The following is a 19333-nucleotide window of genomic DNA, read 5'->3' as shown; positions in this document are numbered from 1 at the left end:
GCGGTGGCGCCTGGGTACCGGGCTAGACTTCACGTCGTGACCGGTACGGACGGAGACGCGGCGGCATCGGGGGAGCAGCGGGACGATCGACCTGCCGCCGCGCGCCCCAGCCGGCGGGCGGCCGACGCTCTCGCGAGATCCGATGCGAACGCCGGCGCGGTACGTGCCGCTCGAGCTGCGCGCAGCCTTCTCCCGGATTCCCGGTCCGCACCATCCGGTGGCCGCACGTCGGATCGCGTGGCGCGTCTGATCGGTGAATCCCGTCCGGACCGCCCCAGCGTGGTGCGTGAACTGGGACTGGGCGCCGTTCAGGTGTGGCAGTCGCTCGTCTCGCGTCGCACTGTCCACGACGACAATCCGGTGCCCGCCACCATCTTGTTCACCGATCTGGTCGGATTCTCCACCTGGGCGCTCGGTGCCGGGGACGACCAGGTCCTGCGACTGCTCGCCCAGGTGAACGACGTGACCGAATCCGTCGTCACCGCTCGTGCCGGCAGTGTCGTCAAACAACTGGGCGACGGTTCGATGGCGGTCTTCCTCGACGGGACCGAGGCCATCGAGGCAGGGTACGAGGCCATCTGTGCGGTGAGCGCATTGACCATCGACGGTTATCGTCCACAGCTGCGCGCAGGGCTGCACACCGGGACACCGCGCGCCGTCGGCGACGACTTCCTCGGCGTGGACGTCAACATCGCGGCGCGGGTCGCCGATGCCGCCGGTCCCGGCGAGCTGTTGGTCAGCGATGCCACCCTCGCATCCGCGGACGCCGAGAAGTATCACCGGCGCAGGCGTCGGTTCAAGGCGAAAGGCGTACCTCGCGATCTGGAGGTCTTCGCCGTGGTGCCACGCTATGACTCCGGTGCCTGACGCCACGCGTCGTAGCGGGCTTCGCGTTGGTCATCTGCCGATCGTGGACCATTCGCTCACAGGTCACATGGACGTCGGCTCATCTGGTGACACTGGTCGGTGACTCGGCGCACAATGGGTTGGTGCCTGTACGGGCGAGCGCGTCAAGTCGGCGGCGCGGGTCGCCGCGGGTCGCAGTGTCCGGAAGACAAATCGCGGGGCGTGATGGCAATGGACAACAAGCAGCAGCAGATGCTGGCATTCGAAACGGATTGGTACCAACTCGGCGGTGGCTCGTCGCGCGTGATCACCGAGCGGTTCGGCCTCACCGATCGCGACTTCTTCAGGGAGGTAGACCGGATCGTCGCGTCGGATCCGCCTCCTTCGCTGACGCATTCGGAGTTGGGCAGGATGCGCAGCGTGATCCGTCGCCGACTGTGGATGGCGCGCTGAACCCGGTCGTCGGCACGGGTGCCTGACCGAAGTGCTCGACTCCGGGCCTCTCGGACGCTAATCTGACAACAGCAGTCCTCAGAATGCTTGTCGTCAGAATTCGTGGAGGTCCGACATGACGGTCACACAGCCCTCGCCGACCGAGTCCGCAGGCGCGGTGATCTCGCACGCCGACGACGAGATCGAGCTCGTCCCACCGGACTCGCTCACCGCCGAGCTCACCGGGCGGTTCACCTTCTTGCCGGTCAACGGCGCCGCCTTCGTGATGCAGGTGATGCACCCGACCATCGGCGACATCGTCGGGAAGTACTCGGTGTTCCGGACAGATCCGCTCGGGCGCGCCGTTCGCTCGATCGATTCCGTGCTGCGATGGGTCTACGGCGGCACCGAGGCGATCAACGAGGGTAAGCGACTGCGGCGGATGCACCAGCCCCTCCAGATGCGGAACGCCCAGGGTGATCACATCAGCGCCCTGAACCCCGAGGCCTACCAGTGGGTCATCGCCACCGCCTTTCCCACCTCGTGCAGCGCCGCGCCGCTGATCCTCGGGCGGGAGTTCACTGCGGCCGAACGCGACGAGGTCTTCCGCGACAACCGGCGGATCGCGAAGATCGTGCAGGTACCGATGCGCGGCTATCCCGAATCGATCGAGGAGTTCTGGCCGTACTACGACGACATGGTCGAGAACACCTTGATCGCACATCCGGTGGCGCTCGACCTGATCGCCCAGATGAAGGCGGCGCCGAGGCTCGACGGTGTGGTCCCGCCCGCCGTGCTCCGGCCGGTCAACGCGATCGCGCGGGTCGCCGCCGTCCCGGTCCAGAAGCTGAACTACCTGACCACCGTCGGTGTCATGGAACCACGCGTACGCGAGATCCTCGGCTTGTCGTGGAGCGCCGACGAGCAGCGTGAACTGGAGCGGATCCACTCGGCCATCCGGCTGTCGTACCGAGTCCTGCCCGAGCGGCTCACCTACTTCCCGCTGGCCTATCACGCGCGCCGCCACCACATCGCCCTGCAGGCGATGAAGCGCCGTGAGGGCGCCGGTGCCGCCTACCGGGTCGCGGCCCGCGCGGACCTCGGCGGCGACGGCCAGGACCCGCCCACGAAGCTCTAAACTGGGTTGGTGCCGTTTTCCGACGATGACCTCGACGCGTTCTATCGGGACATCGAGGCGCGCACCGCCGCGTCACCTCCTCGGCGCCGTCGAAGAATCGCTGTCGAGGGGCGCCGTGCCACCGTGTGCCCGACCCCGGAGAAGGACTCGTTCTCCGCGGAGATGTCTGCGCGCGACAGCATTGCGCGGATCCGCCACCGTGTCCCTCCCGACGTGACGTTGCGTTGCTATGAATGTGTTTGCGGCTCATGGCATATCACGAGCCGGTCGCCACGATGACCCGACTCGGACCGGCCGGCGCGGTGATCGACCTGGCCACCGCCGACACGGCGGCCACCGCTGAGGCGTATGCGCGATTGCTGGGCGGCTCGGAATCGACGCCGTCGTCCGTGGGCAACGGGTCGATCCGATGGCATGAGACGAACGCGAACGACACCCACCGAGTGTTGTTCGGCGTCGCCGACCGTGTCGTGGCCGAGCGACTCCTCGACCGGCGTGGGCTGCCCCACGACGAGCCGGTCGCGATCATCGACGACACCGGCTTCGTCGAGGCCGGTGACGGAGACATCGAGGCCATCGATCATCTCGTCTTCACCGCGCAATCCCGCGATCACGCGCTGGCGATCTTTGGGGCCTGCCTTGACCTCGATTTCCGGCTCGATCGGGAGATCGGCGACGGCGCACGCCAACTGTTCTTCCGGGCAGCCGATCTCGTGGTGGAGGTGGTGACCGGCTCCACGCAGGCGACGGGTGATCCGCAGCCCTGCGCGTTGTGGGGTGTCGCGTGGCGATCGCGAGATGCCGCGGTGACGCACCGTCGGCTGGCCGATCGCGGAGTGCCGACGAGCGAGGTCAGGACCGGACGAAAGCCGGGTACGCGGCTGTTCACCGTCCGTGATCGCGCCCTCGCCACCCGGACCGTGGTGATCGAGACGGACCCACGTCACGCCGAGTAGTCGCAGATCCCGTCGATCAGCGTGGACCGACCGTCCGGACGTGTGCGAGATCAGATGGAAGACTGGACCCATGACCACTCCGCCCGCCGAAGCGGGTACACGTCCCGCCGTCGTCGTGGTGTCCGCCGATCATGCCGACACCCTCATGTCCGAGTTCGAGCGCTATCGGCGTGACTACGACATCACCTGCGCGAGTTCGGCGATCGAGGCGATCGCTCTGCTCGGCAGGCTCCGGAGTGAAGGGCATCAGGTGGCCCTGATCCTCGCCGAATCCGAACTCACCGACATGAATCTCCTCGAGGCGCTCTCGACATTCCGCAGTATCGTGCCGACCGCCCGGCGGGTCGTCGGGATCCACTGGAGTCGTTTCCTCCAGGACAGTGAGACGCTGCGGCCTGCCCTGCAGAAGGGCAAGTTCGATACGTTCCTCCTGATCCCACGCGGACCACGGGACGAGGAGTTCCATTACGCGATCACCGAACTCCTGTCGGACTGGGGCGCAACCGTCGCAGCGCCGGAGGTCGAGGTGCTCCGCATCATCAGCCCCGCGCTCACGCCACTGACCATGTCGATCGGGGACTTCCTCGAGCGAATGGGCATGCCGTACCGGACATATTCTCCCGACAGCTCCGCGGGACGAGCCGCCATCGCGCTCTGGTCCGCCGACGGCACCCGGATCCCCGCCGAGAGCAACCTGTTTCCCGCCGAGAGCAATCTCTTCCCCGACGACAGCACCGCCGCGCCCGATGAGTCACACACCGCGGTACCCACGCCGCTGGTGCACTCACTCCGGGGCACGGCCGACGCGGTCATCTCGCCGGACTCGGTGCGTGACGTCGCGGAACTGCTCTACGGCCGGCCCTCCGACATCGAGCTCGAGACCATCATGGACCTGGCGGTGGTCGGGGCGGGACCGGCCGGCCTCGCTGCCGCCGTGTATGCGGCGTCGGAGGGGCTGAGCACCGTCGTCATCGAGTCGGAGGCCATCGGGGGACAGGCGGGCACGAGCTCGATGATCCGCAACTATCTCGGTTTCCCCAGGGGTATCTCGGGTATGCGTCTCGCCCAGCGGGCGCGCACCCAGGCCGTTCGCTTCGGTGCGCGGTTCTTCACGGGCTGGCCGGTGGAGAGTCTCCTCGTCGAGGACTCCGCCGCGCCATTCCGCCTGCTGACCGAGGGGGGCGAGGTCTGTGCCCGGTCCGTCCTGATCAGCACCGGCGTCGCCTACCGTCGCCTCGGCGTCGCCGACCTCGAGGACCTCGTCGGTCTCGGCGTCCACTACGGCGCGGCGATGAGCGCGGCCCGAGAAATGGACGGACACGATGTGTTCGTCGTCGGCGGCGGAAACTCGGCAGGCCAGGCGGCGATCCACCTCGCCCGATACGCGCGTTCGGTCACGATCGTGGTCCGACGCCCCGACCTCACCTCGACGATGTCGCAGTACCTGATCGGGGAGATCGCCTTCAACCCCCGGATCACGGTGCGCGGCTCGAGCGAGGTCGTCGACGGCGGGGGTGCCGGTCGTCTGGAATGGATTACATTGCGCGACAGGATCACCGGGTCTCAGGAGCGATGCGCGGCCGCCGGCCTGTTCCTGCTCCTCGGAGCATTGCCACATTGCGACTGGCTGCCGGACGACGTGGAACGTGACCACGACGGCTTCGTCCTGACCGGTCGGGACGTGTCGCACGATCGCTGGATCGGCGATGTCCCGCCTGCCAACCTCGCCACCAGCGAACCCGGGCTGTTCGCCGCCGGTGACATCAGGGCGGGCTCGATGAAGCGCGTTGCCGCGGCCAGCGGCGAGGGAGCCAGTGTGGTCCCCCTCGTGCACACGTGGCTGGAATCGTTGCGACAGGTCCAGCCCTCCTGACGACGACTACGTTTCCCGCCGCTCTGGCACGCGCCCGATCAGTCGCGAATCCCGCGATAGATCCCGCGGCGCACGATCCATGGCTGGAGCACCGAATCGATCGACCATGCCGGGAACCGGAACGGCCTGCCATTGGGCGCGAAGACCTCGAGTCCATCGGGCTGGACGCCAACGACCGATCCCCAGCGCCGACTGCGGGGCCGGTAGCTGCGCAGCGGCCTCCCGGCGAATGAGGCCATGACGTTGTGCGCCACAAGCCGATCGGCCCGGTTGCGTGCCGAGTTGCGCAGCGGATCGGTGGCGGCGACGTCCCCGACCGCGAAGATGTCGTCTTTACCGTGCACTCGGAGATCCGTGGTGACCTGGACGAAGCCGCGATCGTCGAGGAGGTCGTCGGGCAGCCATTCGGTGTTGGGCCGGACCGCACCGATCGCCCAGATGACCGCGTCGGCGCGCGTCGGCTGCTGACCGGTGGACCAGGTCACCGGCTCGGCGGTGATCCGATCGACGACCCCGTCATCCGGGATCACCGCGCGGTGCCCGGGGTGCACGCCCACCCCGAGTCGGTCGAGTCGCCGGCGCACGTGATGCCAGACCCGTGGATGATGCTGGGGGAGTGCGCGATCGCCGGGAAAGTACAGATCAACGGTTTTGCCGGGCCAGACGCCCGCGACGTTGGCCGCCGCACTGACCGCCGCGGCCCCGCCACCGATCACCGCCACCGACGACACAGCCGACAGCCGCTCGTGCGTGGACTCGAGGTCTGCGTCGACCTCATCGATCGACTGAAGCGTCGGTTGCCGCCAGAACCCGTTCCGCACCCCGGTCGAGATGACAAGGGCGTCATAGCTTTCGACGACGACGTCACCGTCGCCACCACATACCGTGACGGTGCGTTCGGCCGGGTCGAGACCGGTGAGGGTGCCGTGGACGACGCGCACGCCGTCGAGTCCCCGGAACCTGGTGAAGGGAATCCAATAGTCCCGCCGCCACGCGTCCGGCCGGGTGATCCGGCTGCCGACCTCCTGTCCGCTCACGAGTCCGGGTTTGACGGAGACCCCGACGACGTCATGGTGGCGGGCCAGGTGGATCGCGGTGAGGATGCCGGTGTCGCCGAGCCCGGCGACCACGATCCGCCGGGCTCGGGTTCCGTCAGCCATGCGCCGCCGCCCGCGGCGGCCGGGGCACAAAGCGCGGCACCCGGTCGATGACCTCCTGGTATCCGGGACGACGCTCGAGGCTGCGCTTCTCCATCATCGGGATACTCGCACCCTCGAAGAGCGCCAGCATGATCACCGCCCCGGCGAACAGCCACCATGCGTCGGCAGGTGCCGCGGCGACACCGAACAGTGCCAAGGCCAACCAGAACGAGAACTCTCCGAAGTAGTTCGGGTGTCGGGACCAGCCCCACACGCCTCGGTCCATGACCTCACCGGGGCGGCGGCTCTCGGCGAACACCCGCAGTTGCCGATCGGCCACGGATTCGAGCAGGACCGCACCGAGCCCGATCACGAATGCCACCAGGACCAGCCAGGACGGTCCGGCCGACGGACGGGTCAGCGCCACGTACACCGGGAGCATCCCGACAAATACCTGCAGGGTGGGGATGACGTGGATCGCGAACAGATCAGCAGGCCACGACCATCGTCCAGCGTTGTCGCGGATCATCGCGTAGCGCCAGTCCTCGTGGTGGAGACCCGGAAACGTGGTCACCCAGTTGGCCGTCAGCCGGACCGCCCACACCATCACCACGATCGCCAGCATCCACGATCGGGGATCATCGACGCCGAGATCGCCGCGCCACCACCAGAAGACCAGCATCAACGGTGGTATGACGCTCCAGTACGCGTCGTAGAAACTCGAGTTCCGGTAGTGGCGACTGAATCCGAAGATCACCGCAGTGGCAAGGAGGTCGGCGATCAGCGTGTCCAGCCACAGCGCTGACGTGGCGGGTCCCCACATCAGCCACAGCGCCGCCACCGCGACAGCGATCACATAGGCGACCGTGATGCGCACGAGGCCGTGCGTTCGTCGGCTCGCTTCGAGGGTCGACATGGTGCTCGCGGGTCAGATCAGGGTCGCGAGTTGTTCGACGTCCGCGACGCTGCCCGGCGAGACCAGCATGGTCGTCACACCGGCGGCCTCCCAGCGCGCGATCTGTTCGCGGACGTGTGCGATGTCGCCGACGATCGCGGAGTCCTCCACCACCTCGTCGGGGATGATGCGGGCCGCCTCGTCCTTGCGTCCGCCGCGGAACAGGGCGGTGACCTCGTCGACCACCTCGGCGTATCCCATCCGGCGGTACACCTCGGCGTGGAAATTCGTGTCCTCACTCCCCATGCCGCCCATGTAGAGCGCCAGGAACGGCTTGATCGCCTCGTAGCTGGCGGATCGGTCGTCGGTGATCACGATCTGGGCGGTCGCGCAGATCTCGAAATCCTCGCGGCTCCGTCGTGCCCCGGTGCGCGCGAAGCCCTCGTCGAGCCATTCGTTGTAGGTGTCGGCCAGGCGCGGCGTGTAGAAGAGAGGCAGCCAACCGTCGGCGATCTCGGCGGCCAACGCGATGTTCTTCGGTCCCTCGGCTCCGAGCATCACCGGGATGTCCGCGCGCAACGGATGCGTGATCGCCTTCAGTGGCTTGCCGAGCCCGGTGGTGTCGTCGCCGGCCAGCGGTAGCGGATAGTGTGGTCCTGCGCTGGTCACGGGCGCCTCGCGGGCCCAGACCTGGCGCATGATGTCCACGTACTCGCGCGTCCGCGCCAGCGGCTTGGCGAATCGCTGCCCGTACCATCCTTCGACGACCTGCGGGCCGGAGACACCGAGGCCGACGATGTGTCGTCCACCGGAGAGATGATCAAGGGTCAGCGCCGCCATCGCGCAGGCCGTGGGCGTCCGCGCGGACAGTTGGAGCACCGATGTGCCGAGGCGTACTCGTTCGGTCGCCGAGCCCCACCAGGCCAGCGGTGTGTAGGCGTCCGACCCCCAAGCCTCGGCCGTGAACACGCTGTCGAAGCCTGCCGATTCGGCGGCTGCCACCAGTTCGGCGTGGTTCTTCGCCGGTTGCGCGCCCCAATATCCCAGCTGTAGACCGAGTTTCATATCGCTCCCGTGTTGATCATCGCCGGCCGGACGGGCCGATTGCCCTCAGCTTAGAGTGTCGTCTCGCAGCATCTCGCACACATCGCTCGCCAATGCGAGGCACGACGTGAGACCTGGCGATTCGATGCCGAACATGTTGACCAACCCCGGAACGCCGTGCTCGGTCGGGCCTTGGAGGAGGAAGTCGGCGCCGGGCTCACCGGGACCGCTCAGCTTCGGTCGGACGCCCGCGTAGGCAGGCGCCAGCGCATGGTCGGGGAGCTCTGGCCAATACCGACGGATCTCGGCGTAGAACCGATCGGCGCGGTCGGGATCGACCCGATAGTCCACGTGGTCGGTCCACTCGACGTCCGGGCCGAAACGGGCCGCACCTGCGAGATCGAGTGTCAGGTGGACCCCGAGTCCGCCATCTGCGGGTACCGGATAGACGAGCCGCCGGAACGGCGCCGAGCCCGAGGCGAGCGCGTAATAGCTTCCCTTCGCCAGCCGGCGTGCCGGGATCCGCTCCGCCGGGAACCCGTCGAGCGATGCGGCGAGATCCCATGCGCCGAGGCCCCCACAGTTGACGAGCGCCCGGCACCGGAGAGACCCGGCATCGGCGACCTCGAGCGTCATCGGCGAGCCTCCCCGAACCGACCCTGCGACCACGCGGCTGCCGAGCGCGACACCGGCGCCTGCCCCCTCGGCGTCGGCCCGCAGCGCCCGCATCAGGCCGTGGCTGTCGACGATGCCGGTCGAGGGCGACAACAGCGCTGCGACACCGGAGAGGTCCGGCTCGAGGTCGCGGAGCGCCGACGCATCGAGCTTGCGCAGATCGGTGACGCCGTTCGCCGCCGCATGTGCCGCGATCTCGTCCAGCCGACCGATCTGGTCGTGCGCAGTCGCGACGATGATCTTGCCCAGGCGACGATGCGGCACCCCGCGGTCGGCGCAGTATCGGTAGAGGAGCTCGCGTCCGCGGACACAGGCGATCGCCTTGCGGCTGCCCGTCGGATAGTAGATGCCGGCGTGGATGACTTCGGAATTGCGCGAACTCGTCTGCGTGCCAACGGCACTCTCGGCCTCGAGGACGAGTACCTCGTGACCGGTGCGCGCCAGGTCACGGGCCACGGCAAGGCCGACCACACCGGCGCCGACGACGACGGCATCGACTGTCTCCACCACGATGTCGAGGGTAATGAGCCCCACCGACCCTGAGAAGACTAGATTGGGCGACACCTGCCATCGTCGCTCGAGGGGATCCCTGTGAACCGGTTTCAGCAGACTGCATCGATCGTCAACAAGTTCGTGACCCCGGTGCTGCGGCTCCCGGGTCTCGGTTCGGTTCTCGGCCGGTCGATGATGGTCCTCCGATACACCGGGCGTACCTCGGGCAAGAGCTTCGAGCTCCCCGTCGGCTACCGCCGCGACGGCGGCGACATCGTCGTCGGCGTGGCGATGCCGGACAAGAAGAGTTGGTGGCGGAACTTCACCGGTGAGGGAGGCCCCGTCACCATGGTGACCGACGGGACGACACGCACCGGACACGCGATCAGTCGCCGCGACGACAAGGGCCAGGTGCTGGTCCGGATCGCCGTGGACACCGACAGCTGAGCCGCACGACTCCCGAAGGGCCCCCGATGACAGTCATCGACACACTTCTCAGTTCGCTCGCCGACGGCTCGGTCTCGGTCGTCGACCTCACAGCGCCGCTCAGCCCGACCACACCGGTTCTGCAGCTGCCCCCGCCGTTCGCCAACACGATCTCGATGTCGCTGGAGACCGTGAGCGACTTCGATGACAACGGACCGTTCTGGGGCTGGCACAACATTCACACCGGCGAGCACACGGGTACCCATGTCGACGCCCCCAGCCACTGGGCGACCGGCCGCGACGGTAGCTCCGTCGACCAGATCCCACCGGGTCGTCTGGTGGGTCCGGCCGTGCTCCTCGACTTCACCGACGCGGTTGCCGAAGATCCGGACTTCCTTTTGGAGCCAGCGCATCTCGATGCCCATGTCGCCGAGAACGGACCGCTGCCCGACGGCGCCTGGCTGCTGTTCCGGACCGGGTGGAGCCGATTCAACACCGACGCCGAACGGTTCCTCAACGCCGACGACGACGGACCGCACAGCCCGGGGGTCTCGGTGGCCGCCGCGCAGTGGCTGGCGTCGTCGCCGATCACCGGATACGGCGTGGAGACGGTCGGTATCGACGCCGGACAGGCAGCGGCGATGGATCCGATCTTCCCGGCCCATCACCACCTGCTCGGTGCCGACAAATATGGGCTGACGCAGCTACAGAACCTCGGAGCCGTCCCTCGCTCCGGCGCGATGCTGGTCGTCTCACCGTTGCCGATCGTGGGCGGAACCGGCTCGCCGGCACGAGTTCTCGCCCTCGTCCCGGCCTGATCGGCCGACACCATGGTGTGCGTGGCGGACGTCGTCGCCCAGACTCTCGTCGAACTGGGCGTCGGGACCTGCTTCGGGGTGGTCGGTAGCGGCAACTTCGTCCTCACCAATGCCCTTCGGGCACGCGGTGTGCCGTTCGTGGCGACGCGTCACGAAGGGGGCGCCGCGTCGATGGCCGACGGGTACGGTCGCGTTGCCGATGCCCCGGCGCTGGTGTCGGTGCACCAGGGCTGCGGACTGACGAACGCGATGACCGGCATCGCCGAGGCGGCCAAGAGCCGCACCCCGATGCTGGTGCTGGCCGCGGACTCCGCGGCCGGGGCCGTGCTCTCGAACTTCAACGTCGATCAGGACGCTCTGGCCCGCAGTGTCGGTGCCGTGGCCGATCGTGTCCACGGGCCCACTTCCGCCGTGGCCGACGTGACACGGGCATATCGCACCGCGGTGCAGGGCAGGCGTACCGTCGTCCTGAGTCTGCCGCTCGACATCCAGGCCGCCGAACTCGCCGCGCCGGATGCCGTGGCCACCCTGCTCACCTCCGATCCGGTTCGGCCATCTGCGGATTCCGTCGCGGCACTCCAGATGGCGATCGAAGCGGCGGAGCGTCCGGTGTTCGTGGCCGGACGCGGGGGTCGTGCCGCCGGGGCCCGGATCGCCGAGCTCGCCGCGCGTGCCGGCGCGCTCGTCGCGACCTCGGCGGTCGCGAACGGGTTGTTCCGTGGCGACGACTTCGATCTCGGCATCTCCGGTGGCTTCTCCACGCCACTCACCGCCGAGCTGATCCGTTCCGCCGACCTGATCGTGGGGTGGGGTTGTGCCCTGAACATGTGGACGATGCGGCACGGCACACTGATCGGCGCGCAGACTGCCGTCGTGCAGGTCGACGACGATCAGAGCGCGCTCGGCGCTCATCGCCCGATCACCATGGGAATCCACGGGGACTGCGACGCGACCGCGGCCGATCTGATCGATGCGATCGAGCAGGAGCGCACCGGATACCGGACCGCGGAGGTGGCGCGGCGCCTGGCGGCCGGGCGACGCTGGAACGAGGTGACGACCACGGACATCTCGACGGCCGACCGCATCGATCCGCGCGTGTTCAGCGTCCTACTCGATCGCGCACTGCCGTCCGAGCGCGTCGTCGCGGTCGACTCCGGCAATTTCATGGGTTATCCCAGTGCCTACCTGAGGGTTCCCGACGAGAACGGTTTCGTGTTCACCCAGGCGTTCCAGTCCATCGGGCTCGGTCTGTCCAGCGGGATCGGCGCCATGCTCGCACAACCGGACCGGCTCGCGGTGGTGGCGGCAGGCGACGGCGGATTCCTGATGGGTGTCGCCGAGTTGGAAACGGCGGTCCGGCTCGGTCGGCCGATGCTGATCGCGGTGTACGACGACTCCGCATACGGCGCCGAGGTGCATCATTTCGGCCCCGACGCCGACCTCGGATCGGTGACCTTCCCGGACACCGACATCGCCGCGCTGGCGCGTGGTTTCGGCGCGGCCGCGGTCACGGTCAGAAGCCGCGCGGACATGGAAGACGTTGTGACGTGGCTCGATTCCCCCTCGGGGGTGCTGGTCGTCGATGCGAAGATCGCTTCCGACGGCGGGGCCTGGTGGCTGGCCGAAGCCTTCACAGGACACTGAAGCCGATGGCATCGGATCGGCGCTCGAGTGCACGCCGTGGGCGCAGTTCGGAGCGAAGCCATGCATAGACACCGTCGTGGTTCAACAGCGTGAAATGGTGCGCGCTCCCGAGATGGAAGCCGTCCGACGGCCGCAGACCGATTGTGCGGTCACGACCCTGTCCGCGCCCGCTCCCGGCGAGTACCAGACCATCGCCCAGCAGTCGCCCGAGCGGGTGATCGGCGCGTCGGGTCACCGACGCGGTCGCGAACAGATGGCGGACGTTCGGCGGCAGCGGCGCGTCGTCGGGGAGCGGCTGTCGGAGCACATCGCGCTCGATGTCGTGCCACCCCTCTTCGGTGAGCGTTCCGTGAAAGAGATCCCGGACTCCCGCACTGCGTCGACGGAGCAGGTTGCCGAACGGATTCGTCGCGGGAAACCCGCCGAGCGCGGCGGTGGCCGCATGCACGCCTTTCGCCATCGGTGCGCCGAGATGGGGCGTACCCAGATACACCGCATGTCTCAGCAATCCGGCCCAATACAGGTCTTCGCGGGCGGCTCGCTCGCAGGCACTCCGGATGACGAGCCCACCCATGGAATGGCCGATCAGCGACAGGCCGGTCACCGGCACCGGCCAGAGCAGGACGAGAGCCGACAGGACATCGGCGAGTTCACGACCGTTGTCGCTCACGTGGAGGCCGGAGTTGTAACGGATCCGGATCTCGGTGCTGCCGATGTCGTCGCTCAGTCGTCGACCGTAGCTGGAGCGGCCGCCGATCTCCCAGGCGTACTCGGATTCCATCAGGCCATGGAGGAACACCGTGAGGTGGCTGCCGGCACCGGGAAACGCCGCTCGCAGGGCTTCCGCGGTGGGGAGCACCTCCCGGCCGTCGACACGTATCGTCATCGTGGCGGCCAATGGGGAAGCGTCCCGGGACAATTCGTCGCCGATGAGTCCGTTGAGGATACCGAGCGTGACTGCTCCGCGGGAGGTCTCGGAAGGGGCCCGGCGGGCCACCGGAACCGCAGCGACGATGCCGGTGAGTCTCCCGACGAGATCGGCGGATCCCCCGACGGTGGTGTAGGCCGCCAGCGCGAGCGTGTTGTGGACCGTGCGGACCGGGTCGGCTCGACGCCCGAACGCCATGCGTAACCCGCCGAACACGCCGTCGGCGATGGACGCATGGACCTTGGCGACGCCGGTGGTCGCGCGGCGGAGTTCGGTCCCCGCGAGCACGGCGAGGGCGTCGAGCTCCTCCTGGCGACGGTCGACGGAAGCGGTCACGAACCGAGTGTACATCTGTGCACCGAAGTCGCCGTCGGTCGCGAGTGCTCGCGGTTATTGGTCCCAGACGATCTTGGCCAGTGCTTCCCGATCGGCGACGTCGAGCTTGATGGACGCCCGATAGATGTGTCCCTCGACGGTCCGCACGGACACGGTGAGGCGTTCGGCGATCTCGCGGTTGGTCAGTCCCTGGGCCACCAATGCCGTGATCTCCCGTTCCCGCGCCGTGACCGGCAAGGGTCGGGCGGCCAGACGGATCGCGGGGCTGGTCGCGCCGTCGCAGATCTTGGAGAGGCGCAGGGCACGCGCGCTCGACTCCGCGCGCTTCCCACGTCGTCCGGCGTGTTCGTGCGCAGCGACCGCCTGGGCTGCGGCATCGGCTGCCGACAAGAGCAGTCCGGCATGCTCGAAGGCCCGACTCACATCGTCGAGTGCCGCCGCGTCCGCCTGGGCGACCGCCGCGGCGTGCCGTGCGTACAGACGCGCCACCCCTCCTTGCAGGCCGGGCGCGACAGCGGCAAGGCGGTCGGCGACGGTGCGGTCGCCGAATCTCGCGGCGTGATGCAGGGCCTCTGCTTCGAGAGCGAACTGCCCACTGTCGTGGGCGACATCGGCCGCCGAACGCGCGAGCTCGACCGCCGAGCGGTCACTCCCTCCGGCGGCAGCAACCCAGGCGCGGGCGATGATGCGTTGCGGTTCGTGCAGCGCCACATGCGATCCCACGTGCTCCTCGGCGTCGCGAAGCACACGCTCAGCCTCTGTCACGTCGTTGAGGGCAGCATAGGCCCGGGCCAGCAGCAGTCGCGCGGGAAGCCGCCAGGGCAGTGACGTCTCCGCGTTGAGAGCGGCGAGTGCCTGCTCGATCGCCGAGATCGCCTCGCGGAAGCACCCGCGGTAGGTCGCGACCAGACCGGACATGATCTTGGCGATCGCCCATCCGAGGAACTGTCCCGACGACGAGAACTCGGTGTACCCGGCCACCCGCCGTTCGGCCGTGGCGAGGTCGCCGACCATCGTCAGCGCGAGCGCGTCGCAGTACCGCACCATGACGCGGATCATCCCGTCGGTGGCCTTCTGCTCGGCTCGACACCGTTCCGCGATCGGTTCGTAGTCGTGACCGCGACCGGCGACCGGCATGGCCAGCCCGGCGGCGAACGCCGCGAAGTCGATGGCCTGCTTCGGCACGTCCGGCTGGGCCAGCACCCGTTCGGCCTCGTCGATACCCTCGGCGATCCGGTTCTCGTGCACAGCCATCGCGGCCCCTGCAGCGTCCACGACCAACATGATCGCGGGATAGTCGACCTTGTCTCGCATCAGATCGAGGAGCCGATGGCTCTGCTCGACGTCGCCGATCGACCAGAACAACAGACTCATGCGGGGCACGCCCCACTGCACGAGTTGCAGCTCGTCCAGATCATCGGGGTCGAAGCGGGCCAGGATGTCGTCGGCCTCCATCGGACGACCCTGCCAGAGCAGTGCCCGCGACAGCAGCTCGCCTGCGGCGAGTCCGCCGTCACGGTCGAATGCCGCCCGGGCCAGACGTTCGCCCAGCGGGAGGTTGGCAAGAAAGAGCGCATCCTTGGCGGCCGAGATGAGCAGGCCCGCGTCTATCTCCTGGTCACTGTCGACGCACAGCCGGGCCAGCCGAATACGGTCGGCGGCAGATTCGAGTTCCCGATCACGTAGTCGAGAGGCGATGCGGGAGCGCAGCTTCCGGCCGGCCATGGTGCCGATCCGCCGACGGATGACGTCGCCGTAGAGCGGGTGGACGAACCGGGCATTGGTGGTCGGGCCGTCCCGCGTGACGCGGATCAGATTCTGCACCTCCGCCGCGTCCAGGGCATCGGCGCCGACCAACTCGATGAGCGTGTCGATGTCGAGGGGTTCGCACAGCGCCAGCAACGTGAGCGCCTCCATCACCTGCGCGCCCGCGCGATCGAGACGATCGTCGAGCAGCGCGACGAGGCCCGACGGCACCGCGGTGGGGCCACGGAGCTGCCAGACCCCGTTGGTCTCCGACAAGGTACCCGCGTCCACGGCGCCTTCGACCATGTTCCGCAGGAACAACGGGTTGCCGCCGGACGACTCCCAGATCACGTCCGCACTCAGGCCTTCGAGGGTTCCGCCGAGCACGCGTTCGACCAGGGTGGTGCATTCGTCCTTGCCGAGCGGCTGCAGTTCGATGCGCGTCAGGTAGCCGTCCTTCCACAACGACGTCACCGCATCGGGAACCGGTTCGCCGGTCCGCACCGTCGCGACGATGCGGGCCGACCGCTCGATGGCGATCTGATGGAGCAGTGTGGCCGAGAGCTGGTCGAGCAGATGCGCATCGTCGACCCCGACGATGGTGTCGGGCTCGGCCAGGAGAGCTTCCCGCGCCGACACGAGTGCTGCGATCGGGTCGCGCGATGCAATCGGCTGTACCCAGGGCGCGAACGCACCGAGCGGAATCGCGTGCGACGATTCCGTGCAGGCCGCCCACTGGACGGGTACACCGAGTGCGCCTGCGGCGGTCCGCGCCAACGTCGTCTTACCCACGCCCGCGGCGCCCACGAGCACCACGCCGCGACCATCAGAACTCGTCAACGCGGTTCGGATGGCATGATCTTCGGCCGGTCGACCGAGCAGCTGCCAGCGGCCTCCCATGGGGGCCGAGTATAGATCGGACGACCGGTCAGGTGTGACTGTTCGGCGCAGTCCCTCGTCCTCGTCTGGCATACCTGTGAGGGTGCTCATTCGGGCAGATCGCCGGGGCAACCGGGTTCGCTCATCGGCGCGTTGTTGACCTGGTGGCGAAATTGGCTCGATGCGTCGTACACCTTCCGCTTCAGCCGGTTGATCGACCCCAGCGGCCGGTGCGCGTCGAGCCCGCGCCACGAGTTGAACGACAACACGTCATCCCCGTAAGCCCGCCGCTCGGGCGTGTAGGGGTCTTGCTGATCGAATCGGACGGTCGCGACCGTCCGGTGTGGGGACACCTCCTCCGGCCAGTCGAAGGTCGCGTCCTCGATCCACCGGCGGTCACTGCTCGCACAGAGTTGGACCCGCAGCTCGTATTCGGCGCTGTGGCAGGAGAAGAAGTCGACCACCATGTCCTGGAACGCGTTGACTCCGGTGCCGTCGGCCACGCGCACCCCCGCCAGCGCACGTACCTCCGGCGACGACGGCACGAACGCCATCCGGGCCACGTACTCGCCGTAGCGCAAGGGAGCAGACGAATAGAACGTGTCGCCCAGGATGTGGGTGTTCGGTCGGACGAAGACCGCAAGACTTTCCGGCAGCGGACGGCCGATGGGGCGCAGGAGGCACTTGTCGACGCCTGCCAGGAGCTCGCTCCCGATCTTCAGTGCGGGATCCGAGAGACGGGCCAGTGCCCAGGCGGTGGGCATGCCCCGTTTGTAGTACGCCTCGGCGTCGGCGAACAGGAAGTCCCGGTGCGTCACCATGATGAAGTCCTGAGTCGTCGCGGTGTCCTCGGGCAGTGCGCGTTCACCCTCCACCCCGAGGACCTTGATGCCGAGACCGCGCACACCTCGCATCTGATCACTGCGAATGGCACCCGATGTGCTGGACAACCTCGTGATGATGTCGAAACGTCGACCGCCATGAGCGAAGAGGCCCTGTGCCAGTTCATCGTCGAGATCGTCGTGGACCTCGAGTGTGCCGCGCAGGATGCCGTGGCTCTTGGCATGGGCATCACGCAAACCGCGTTTGGTCTTGCGATATGCGCGTTCGTTGTTGCCGCGCAGGCTGTCCACGATCTTGTCGATGTAGGTGTCCTCGTCGGGTTTCGGGCGCTCCAGGTCGGGGTCGTAGGGCACGTACGTCGTCGTGCTGGTCATCGTGCTGGGGTCCTCTCGGGTCATCGGCCCGGCCACGGTGCGAACGGATTGTCGACACCCGCGAGAGCCGGTGCCAGGGTGGGGAAGTGGCGCAGCAAGACCGACCGCATCGAATTGTCGCGCACCCAGGCCATCCCCACCTCGGTGTAGATCTCCTGCCGAAAGTCGGTGGTGAAGAAGCGGTCGCTGGACAACCGCCGGGACGCCATCAGCACGAACACCCGAAACGCGGTGTCACTGAAACCGAATCCGGGGGGCTTGCGTTCCGCGTGCAGGCCGACCATCAGGTCGAGGTTGTCGATGTCACCATAGATGTCCTCGAGCTCTTCGGCCCACTCGGCGTTGTCGGTCAGGGCCGCGAAGGAGGGGACGCGTGGGAGACGGAACAGACGGCGGAACTCGTTGTAGCGTGGCACTCCTCGTTCTCGATCGCGCAGGATGTCGACGGTCGCCAGGTCGATCGGCCGTCCATCCGGCCGGGCGAGCTCCTGGAGCGCAGCAGGGTAGTTGTGCAGGGTGAGTTCACCGGCTTTCGCACGGCCGAAGGAGTAGAAGAGATCCGGCATCGAGTTCTCGGCCAGGCGATCGCGGACATGATCGGCGAGCAGTTGGTCCAACGTGTGCACCGCTTGCGGGCGGTTGCCGTCGATGTCGCGGATCTTCAGCTCGTCGGGAAGCAGTGAGTGCATGCGGTAGACCGCGACGAACTCCTCGGTCAACGAGTAGGGGACGCCGTGGTGGTTGGTCGTGCTGCCGGGGATACCGCACAGCACCTCGCTCGCGGCCACCCTGCCGAACCTGCGGGCGAACCGCTCGCCGAGCAGGCCGAACCAGTTGCCGCGCATCGCGGAAACGGTGGTCGGGTGCGCGATGATCGCGGGAGTCCAGTCGATGGTGTGGATCTTGGCCATCAGGGCCGTGTTGACCAGCCGCGCAGTGTCGTAGAGCTGCTGATCGGTCATGAACGGATAGGCAGCGGCCAGCCGCCGGCAGATCGCGTTGTGTTCGCGCAGGAACAACGAATGCAGGAGGGCCAGGCCGACCCAGAAGTTCGCCACCGGCCCGTTGGGATCGAGCAGGGTGTCGGCCTCGGCGGGCGGGAGTCCGTTCTCCGCCAGGACGATCTGACCCCGATCGCCTGATCGGATCGCATCCGCATAGTCCTGTTGGCTTCCGTAGATCTGCGAGCCGTCCCACCAGTGGGTGTCGCGATTCGCAAAGGACGGTGGGGCATCGGGATCCGCACCGGGAGCGAGCGCCGACCGGTGGACGCGCATGGGACGGTGCTCTTCGGGCCAGTCATCCGAGGCGGGCAGCGGGATCTCCCGGCCGGGTGTCTCCTCGTCGTCCGGGTGGCTGAACCAGTCGTGCACCTCGAACTGAATCCATGCCGCGGCAAGGAGGTTCAGCGAATCAACCGGTCGGAACTCGTCGCGGGTGAACAGGCGCCGACTGATCTCCCGCGGATTCGGTTCCAGGAGTCGCGCGGCGTCTGGAGACGAGTTCGCCGGGGGAACGTTGCGCCCGAATCTGCTCGACGCCGCACCCATCAGGGGTGCGTCGAGGTCGTTGTGGGTCCCGCTCGGTAGGCGGGCCCGCAGCGCTCGGGAATCCCAGTGCGGTGCCCGCTCGTCGGGATCACGGCCGCTGTCATAGAGGTTCAGGGCACGCAGTTGGCTGCGGAGGCCGACGAGGACGGCCAGGCCCACCGGGCGCCACAGGGTCGGCCAGCCGACGGCCCGATCCACCACTTCGGCGGCGCGGGCGAGGTTTCGGGTGATCGGTCCTCGCCGGTCCGGTGACGGTTCGCGAGCTATTCCACTCGGCGCCATCAACAGCGCCAACCACA

The 19333-nt window shown here is 67.9% G+C and carries 16 protein-coding genes; 8 read left to right on the top strand and 8 right to left on the bottom strand.

Translation table 11 applies throughout. From position 1 onward, the window contains the following. The first annotated feature begins 36 nt into the window (after window positions 1-36). From IDF66_RS21905 to IDF66_RS21885, 5 genes are all read left to right on the top strand, one after another. Complete coding sequence (locus IDF66_RS21905; protein WP_190268607.1) at window positions 37-867, top strand: adenylate/guanylate cyclase domain-containing protein; 831 nt, start codon at window positions 37-39, stop codon at window positions 865-867. Between the two features lie 210 nt (window positions 868-1077). Next, window positions 1078-1299 carry a DUF3263 domain-containing protein gene (locus IDF66_RS21900; RefSeq protein WP_164309694.1) on the top strand — a complete coding sequence of 74 codons (222 nt, stop codon included), beginning with the start codon at window positions 1078-1080 and terminating at the stop codon, window positions 1297-1299. 115 nt (window positions 1300-1414) lie between these two features. After that, the gene (locus IDF66_RS21895) at window positions 1415-2416 is read left to right on the top strand and encodes an oxygenase MpaB family protein (protein WP_164309695.1); all 1002 of its coding nucleotides are present in this window, start codon (window positions 1415-1417) and stop codon (window positions 2414-2416) included. A gap of 248 nt (window positions 2417-2664) precedes the next feature. Then, the gene (locus IDF66_RS21890) at window positions 2665-3372 is read left to right on the top strand and encodes a VOC family protein (RefSeq protein ID WP_223309960.1); all 708 of its coding nucleotides are present in this window, start codon (window positions 2665-2667) and stop codon (window positions 3370-3372) included. A gap of 70 nt (window positions 3373-3442) precedes the next feature. Further along, window positions 3443-5245 (top strand): FAD-dependent oxidoreductase, encoded by a 1803-nt coding sequence (locus tag IDF66_RS21885; protein ID WP_190268606.1) that lies wholly within the window; start codon window positions 3443-3445, stop codon window positions 5243-5245. Between the two features lie 38 nt (window positions 5246-5283). On the opposite strand, the gene IDF66_RS21880 is transcribed toward IDF66_RS21885, so the two are convergent. Genes IDF66_RS21880 through IDF66_RS21865 form a run of 4 tightly spaced genes read right to left on the bottom strand, consistent with a single transcriptional unit; the run spans window position 5284 to window position 9508 of the window. Then, the gene (locus IDF66_RS21880; RefSeq protein WP_190268605.1) at window positions 5284-6405 is read right to left on the bottom strand and encodes an FAD-dependent oxidoreductase; all 1122 of its coding nucleotides are present in this window, start codon (window positions 6403-6405) and stop codon (window positions 5284-5286) included. Next, a complete protein-coding gene (locus tag IDF66_RS21875) occupies window positions 6398-7300 on the bottom strand; it encodes a DUF1295 domain-containing protein (protein WP_190268604.1) in 903 nt (300 codons plus the stop codon). The genes IDF66_RS21880 and IDF66_RS21875 overlap by 8 nt, the downstream gene beginning before the upstream one ends. 12 nt (window positions 7301-7312) lie before the next feature. Then, the gene (locus IDF66_RS21870) at window positions 7313-8344 is read right to left on the bottom strand and encodes an LLM class F420-dependent oxidoreductase (RefSeq protein WP_190268603.1); all 1032 of its coding nucleotides are present in this window, start codon (window positions 8342-8344) and stop codon (window positions 7313-7315) included. A 45-nt stretch (window positions 8345-8389) separates the two neighbouring features. Next, window positions 8390-9508, bottom strand: coding sequence for an NAD(P)/FAD-dependent oxidoreductase (locus tag IDF66_RS21865; protein WP_317628810.1), 1119 nt, complete (start codon window positions 9506-9508; stop codon window positions 8390-8392). Window positions 9509-9589: 81 nt separating this feature from the next. On the opposite strand from IDF66_RS21865, the gene IDF66_RS21860 reads away from it, so the two are divergent. From IDF66_RS21860 to IDF66_RS21850, 3 genes are read left to right on the top strand one after another with little or no spacing between them, the layout of a single operon-like run. After that, window positions 9590-9937 (top strand): nitroreductase/quinone reductase family protein, encoded by a 348-nt coding sequence (locus IDF66_RS21860; RefSeq protein ID WP_190268602.1) that lies wholly within the window; start codon window positions 9590-9592, stop codon window positions 9935-9937. Between the two features lie 26 nt (window positions 9938-9963). After that, window positions 9964-10734, top strand: coding sequence for a cyclase family protein (locus tag IDF66_RS21855; RefSeq protein WP_190268601.1), 771 nt, complete (start codon window positions 9964-9966; stop codon window positions 10732-10734). A gap of 21 nt (window positions 10735-10755) precedes the next feature. Beyond that, window positions 10756-12378 (top strand): thiamine pyrophosphate-binding protein, encoded by a 1623-nt coding sequence (locus IDF66_RS21850; protein ID WP_317628809.1) that lies wholly within the window; start codon window positions 10756-10758, stop codon window positions 12376-12378. Here the strand turns inward: IDF66_RS21850 and IDF66_RS21845 are convergent. The 4 genes from IDF66_RS21845 to IDF66_RS21830 form a co-directional block, all read right to left on the bottom strand. After that, window positions 12365-13642: an esterase/lipase family protein gene (locus tag IDF66_RS21845; protein ID WP_317628808.1), complete on the bottom strand. Its 1278-nt coding sequence runs from the start codon at window positions 13640-13642 to the stop codon at window positions 12365-12367. The two genes, IDF66_RS21850 and IDF66_RS21845, sit on opposite strands and share 14 nt — an antisense overlap. 54 nt (window positions 13643-13696) lie before the next feature. Beyond that, window positions 13697-16288, bottom strand: a complete 2592-nt coding sequence (locus IDF66_RS21840; RefSeq protein ID WP_190268598.1) for a LuxR C-terminal-related transcriptional regulator — start codon at window positions 16286-16288, stop codon at window positions 13697-13699. A gap of 86 nt (window positions 16289-16374) precedes the next feature. Beyond that, window positions 16375-17484 (bottom strand): catalase family protein, encoded by a 1110-nt coding sequence (locus IDF66_RS21835; protein WP_164309705.1) that lies wholly within the window; start codon window positions 17482-17484, stop codon window positions 16375-16377. A 20-nt stretch (window positions 17485-17504) separates the two neighbouring features. Next, window positions 17505-19316 (bottom strand): peroxidase family protein, encoded by a 1812-nt coding sequence (locus tag IDF66_RS21830; RefSeq protein ID WP_190268683.1) that lies wholly within the window; start codon window positions 19314-19316, stop codon window positions 17505-17507. Between the last annotated feature and the right edge of the window lie 17 nt (window positions 19317-19333).

The organism is Gordonia hankookensis (genome assembly GCF_014673215.1).
Lineage (GTDB): Bacteria > Actinomycetota > Actinomycetes > Mycobacteriales > Mycobacteriaceae > Gordonia > Gordonia hankookensis.
The sequence above is the reverse complement of the archived record's forward strand: the minus strand, read 5'-3'. Positions and strand labels throughout refer to the sequence as shown.

Coding starts and splice junctions, on each gene's coding strand:
- IDF66_RS21900 (WP_164309694.1), top strand. CDS start 1,078: ATGGACAACAAGCAGCAGCAGATGCTGGCATTCGAAACGGATTGGTAC.
- IDF66_RS21895 (WP_164309695.1), top strand. CDS start 1,415: ATGACGGTCACACAGCCCTCGCCGACCGAGTCCGCAGGCGCGGTGATC.
- IDF66_RS21890 (WP_223309960.1), top strand. CDS start 2,665: ATGGCATATCACGAGCCGGTCGCCACGATGACCCGACTCGGACCGGCC.
- IDF66_RS21885 (WP_190268606.1), top strand. CDS start 3,443: ATGACCACTCCGCCCGCCGAAGCGGGTACACGTCCCGCCGTCGTCGTG.
- IDF66_RS21880 (WP_190268605.1), bottom strand. CDS start 6,405: ATGGCTGACGGAACCCGAGCCCGGCGGATCGTGGTCGCCGGGCTCGGC.
- IDF66_RS21875 (WP_190268604.1), bottom strand. CDS start 7,300: ATGTCGACCCTCGAAGCGAGCCGACGAACGCACGGCCTCGTGCGCATC.
- IDF66_RS21870 (WP_190268603.1), bottom strand. CDS start 8,344: ATGAAACTCGGTCTACAGCTGGGATATTGGGGCGCGCAACCGGCGAAG.
- IDF66_RS21855 (WP_190268601.1), top strand. CDS start 9,964: ATGACAGTCATCGACACACTTCTCAGTTCGCTCGCCGACGGCTCGGTC.
- IDF66_RS21840 (WP_190268598.1), bottom strand. CDS start 16,288: ATGGGAGGCCGCTGGCAGCTGCTCGGTCGACCGGCCGAAGATCATGCC.
- IDF66_RS21835 (WP_164309705.1), bottom strand. CDS start 17,484: ATGACCAGCACGACGACGTACGTGCCCTACGACCCCGACCTGGAGCGC.
- IDF66_RS21830 (WP_190268683.1), bottom strand. CDS start 19,316: ATGGCGCCGAGTGGAATAGCTCGCGAACCGTCACCGGACCGGCGAGGA.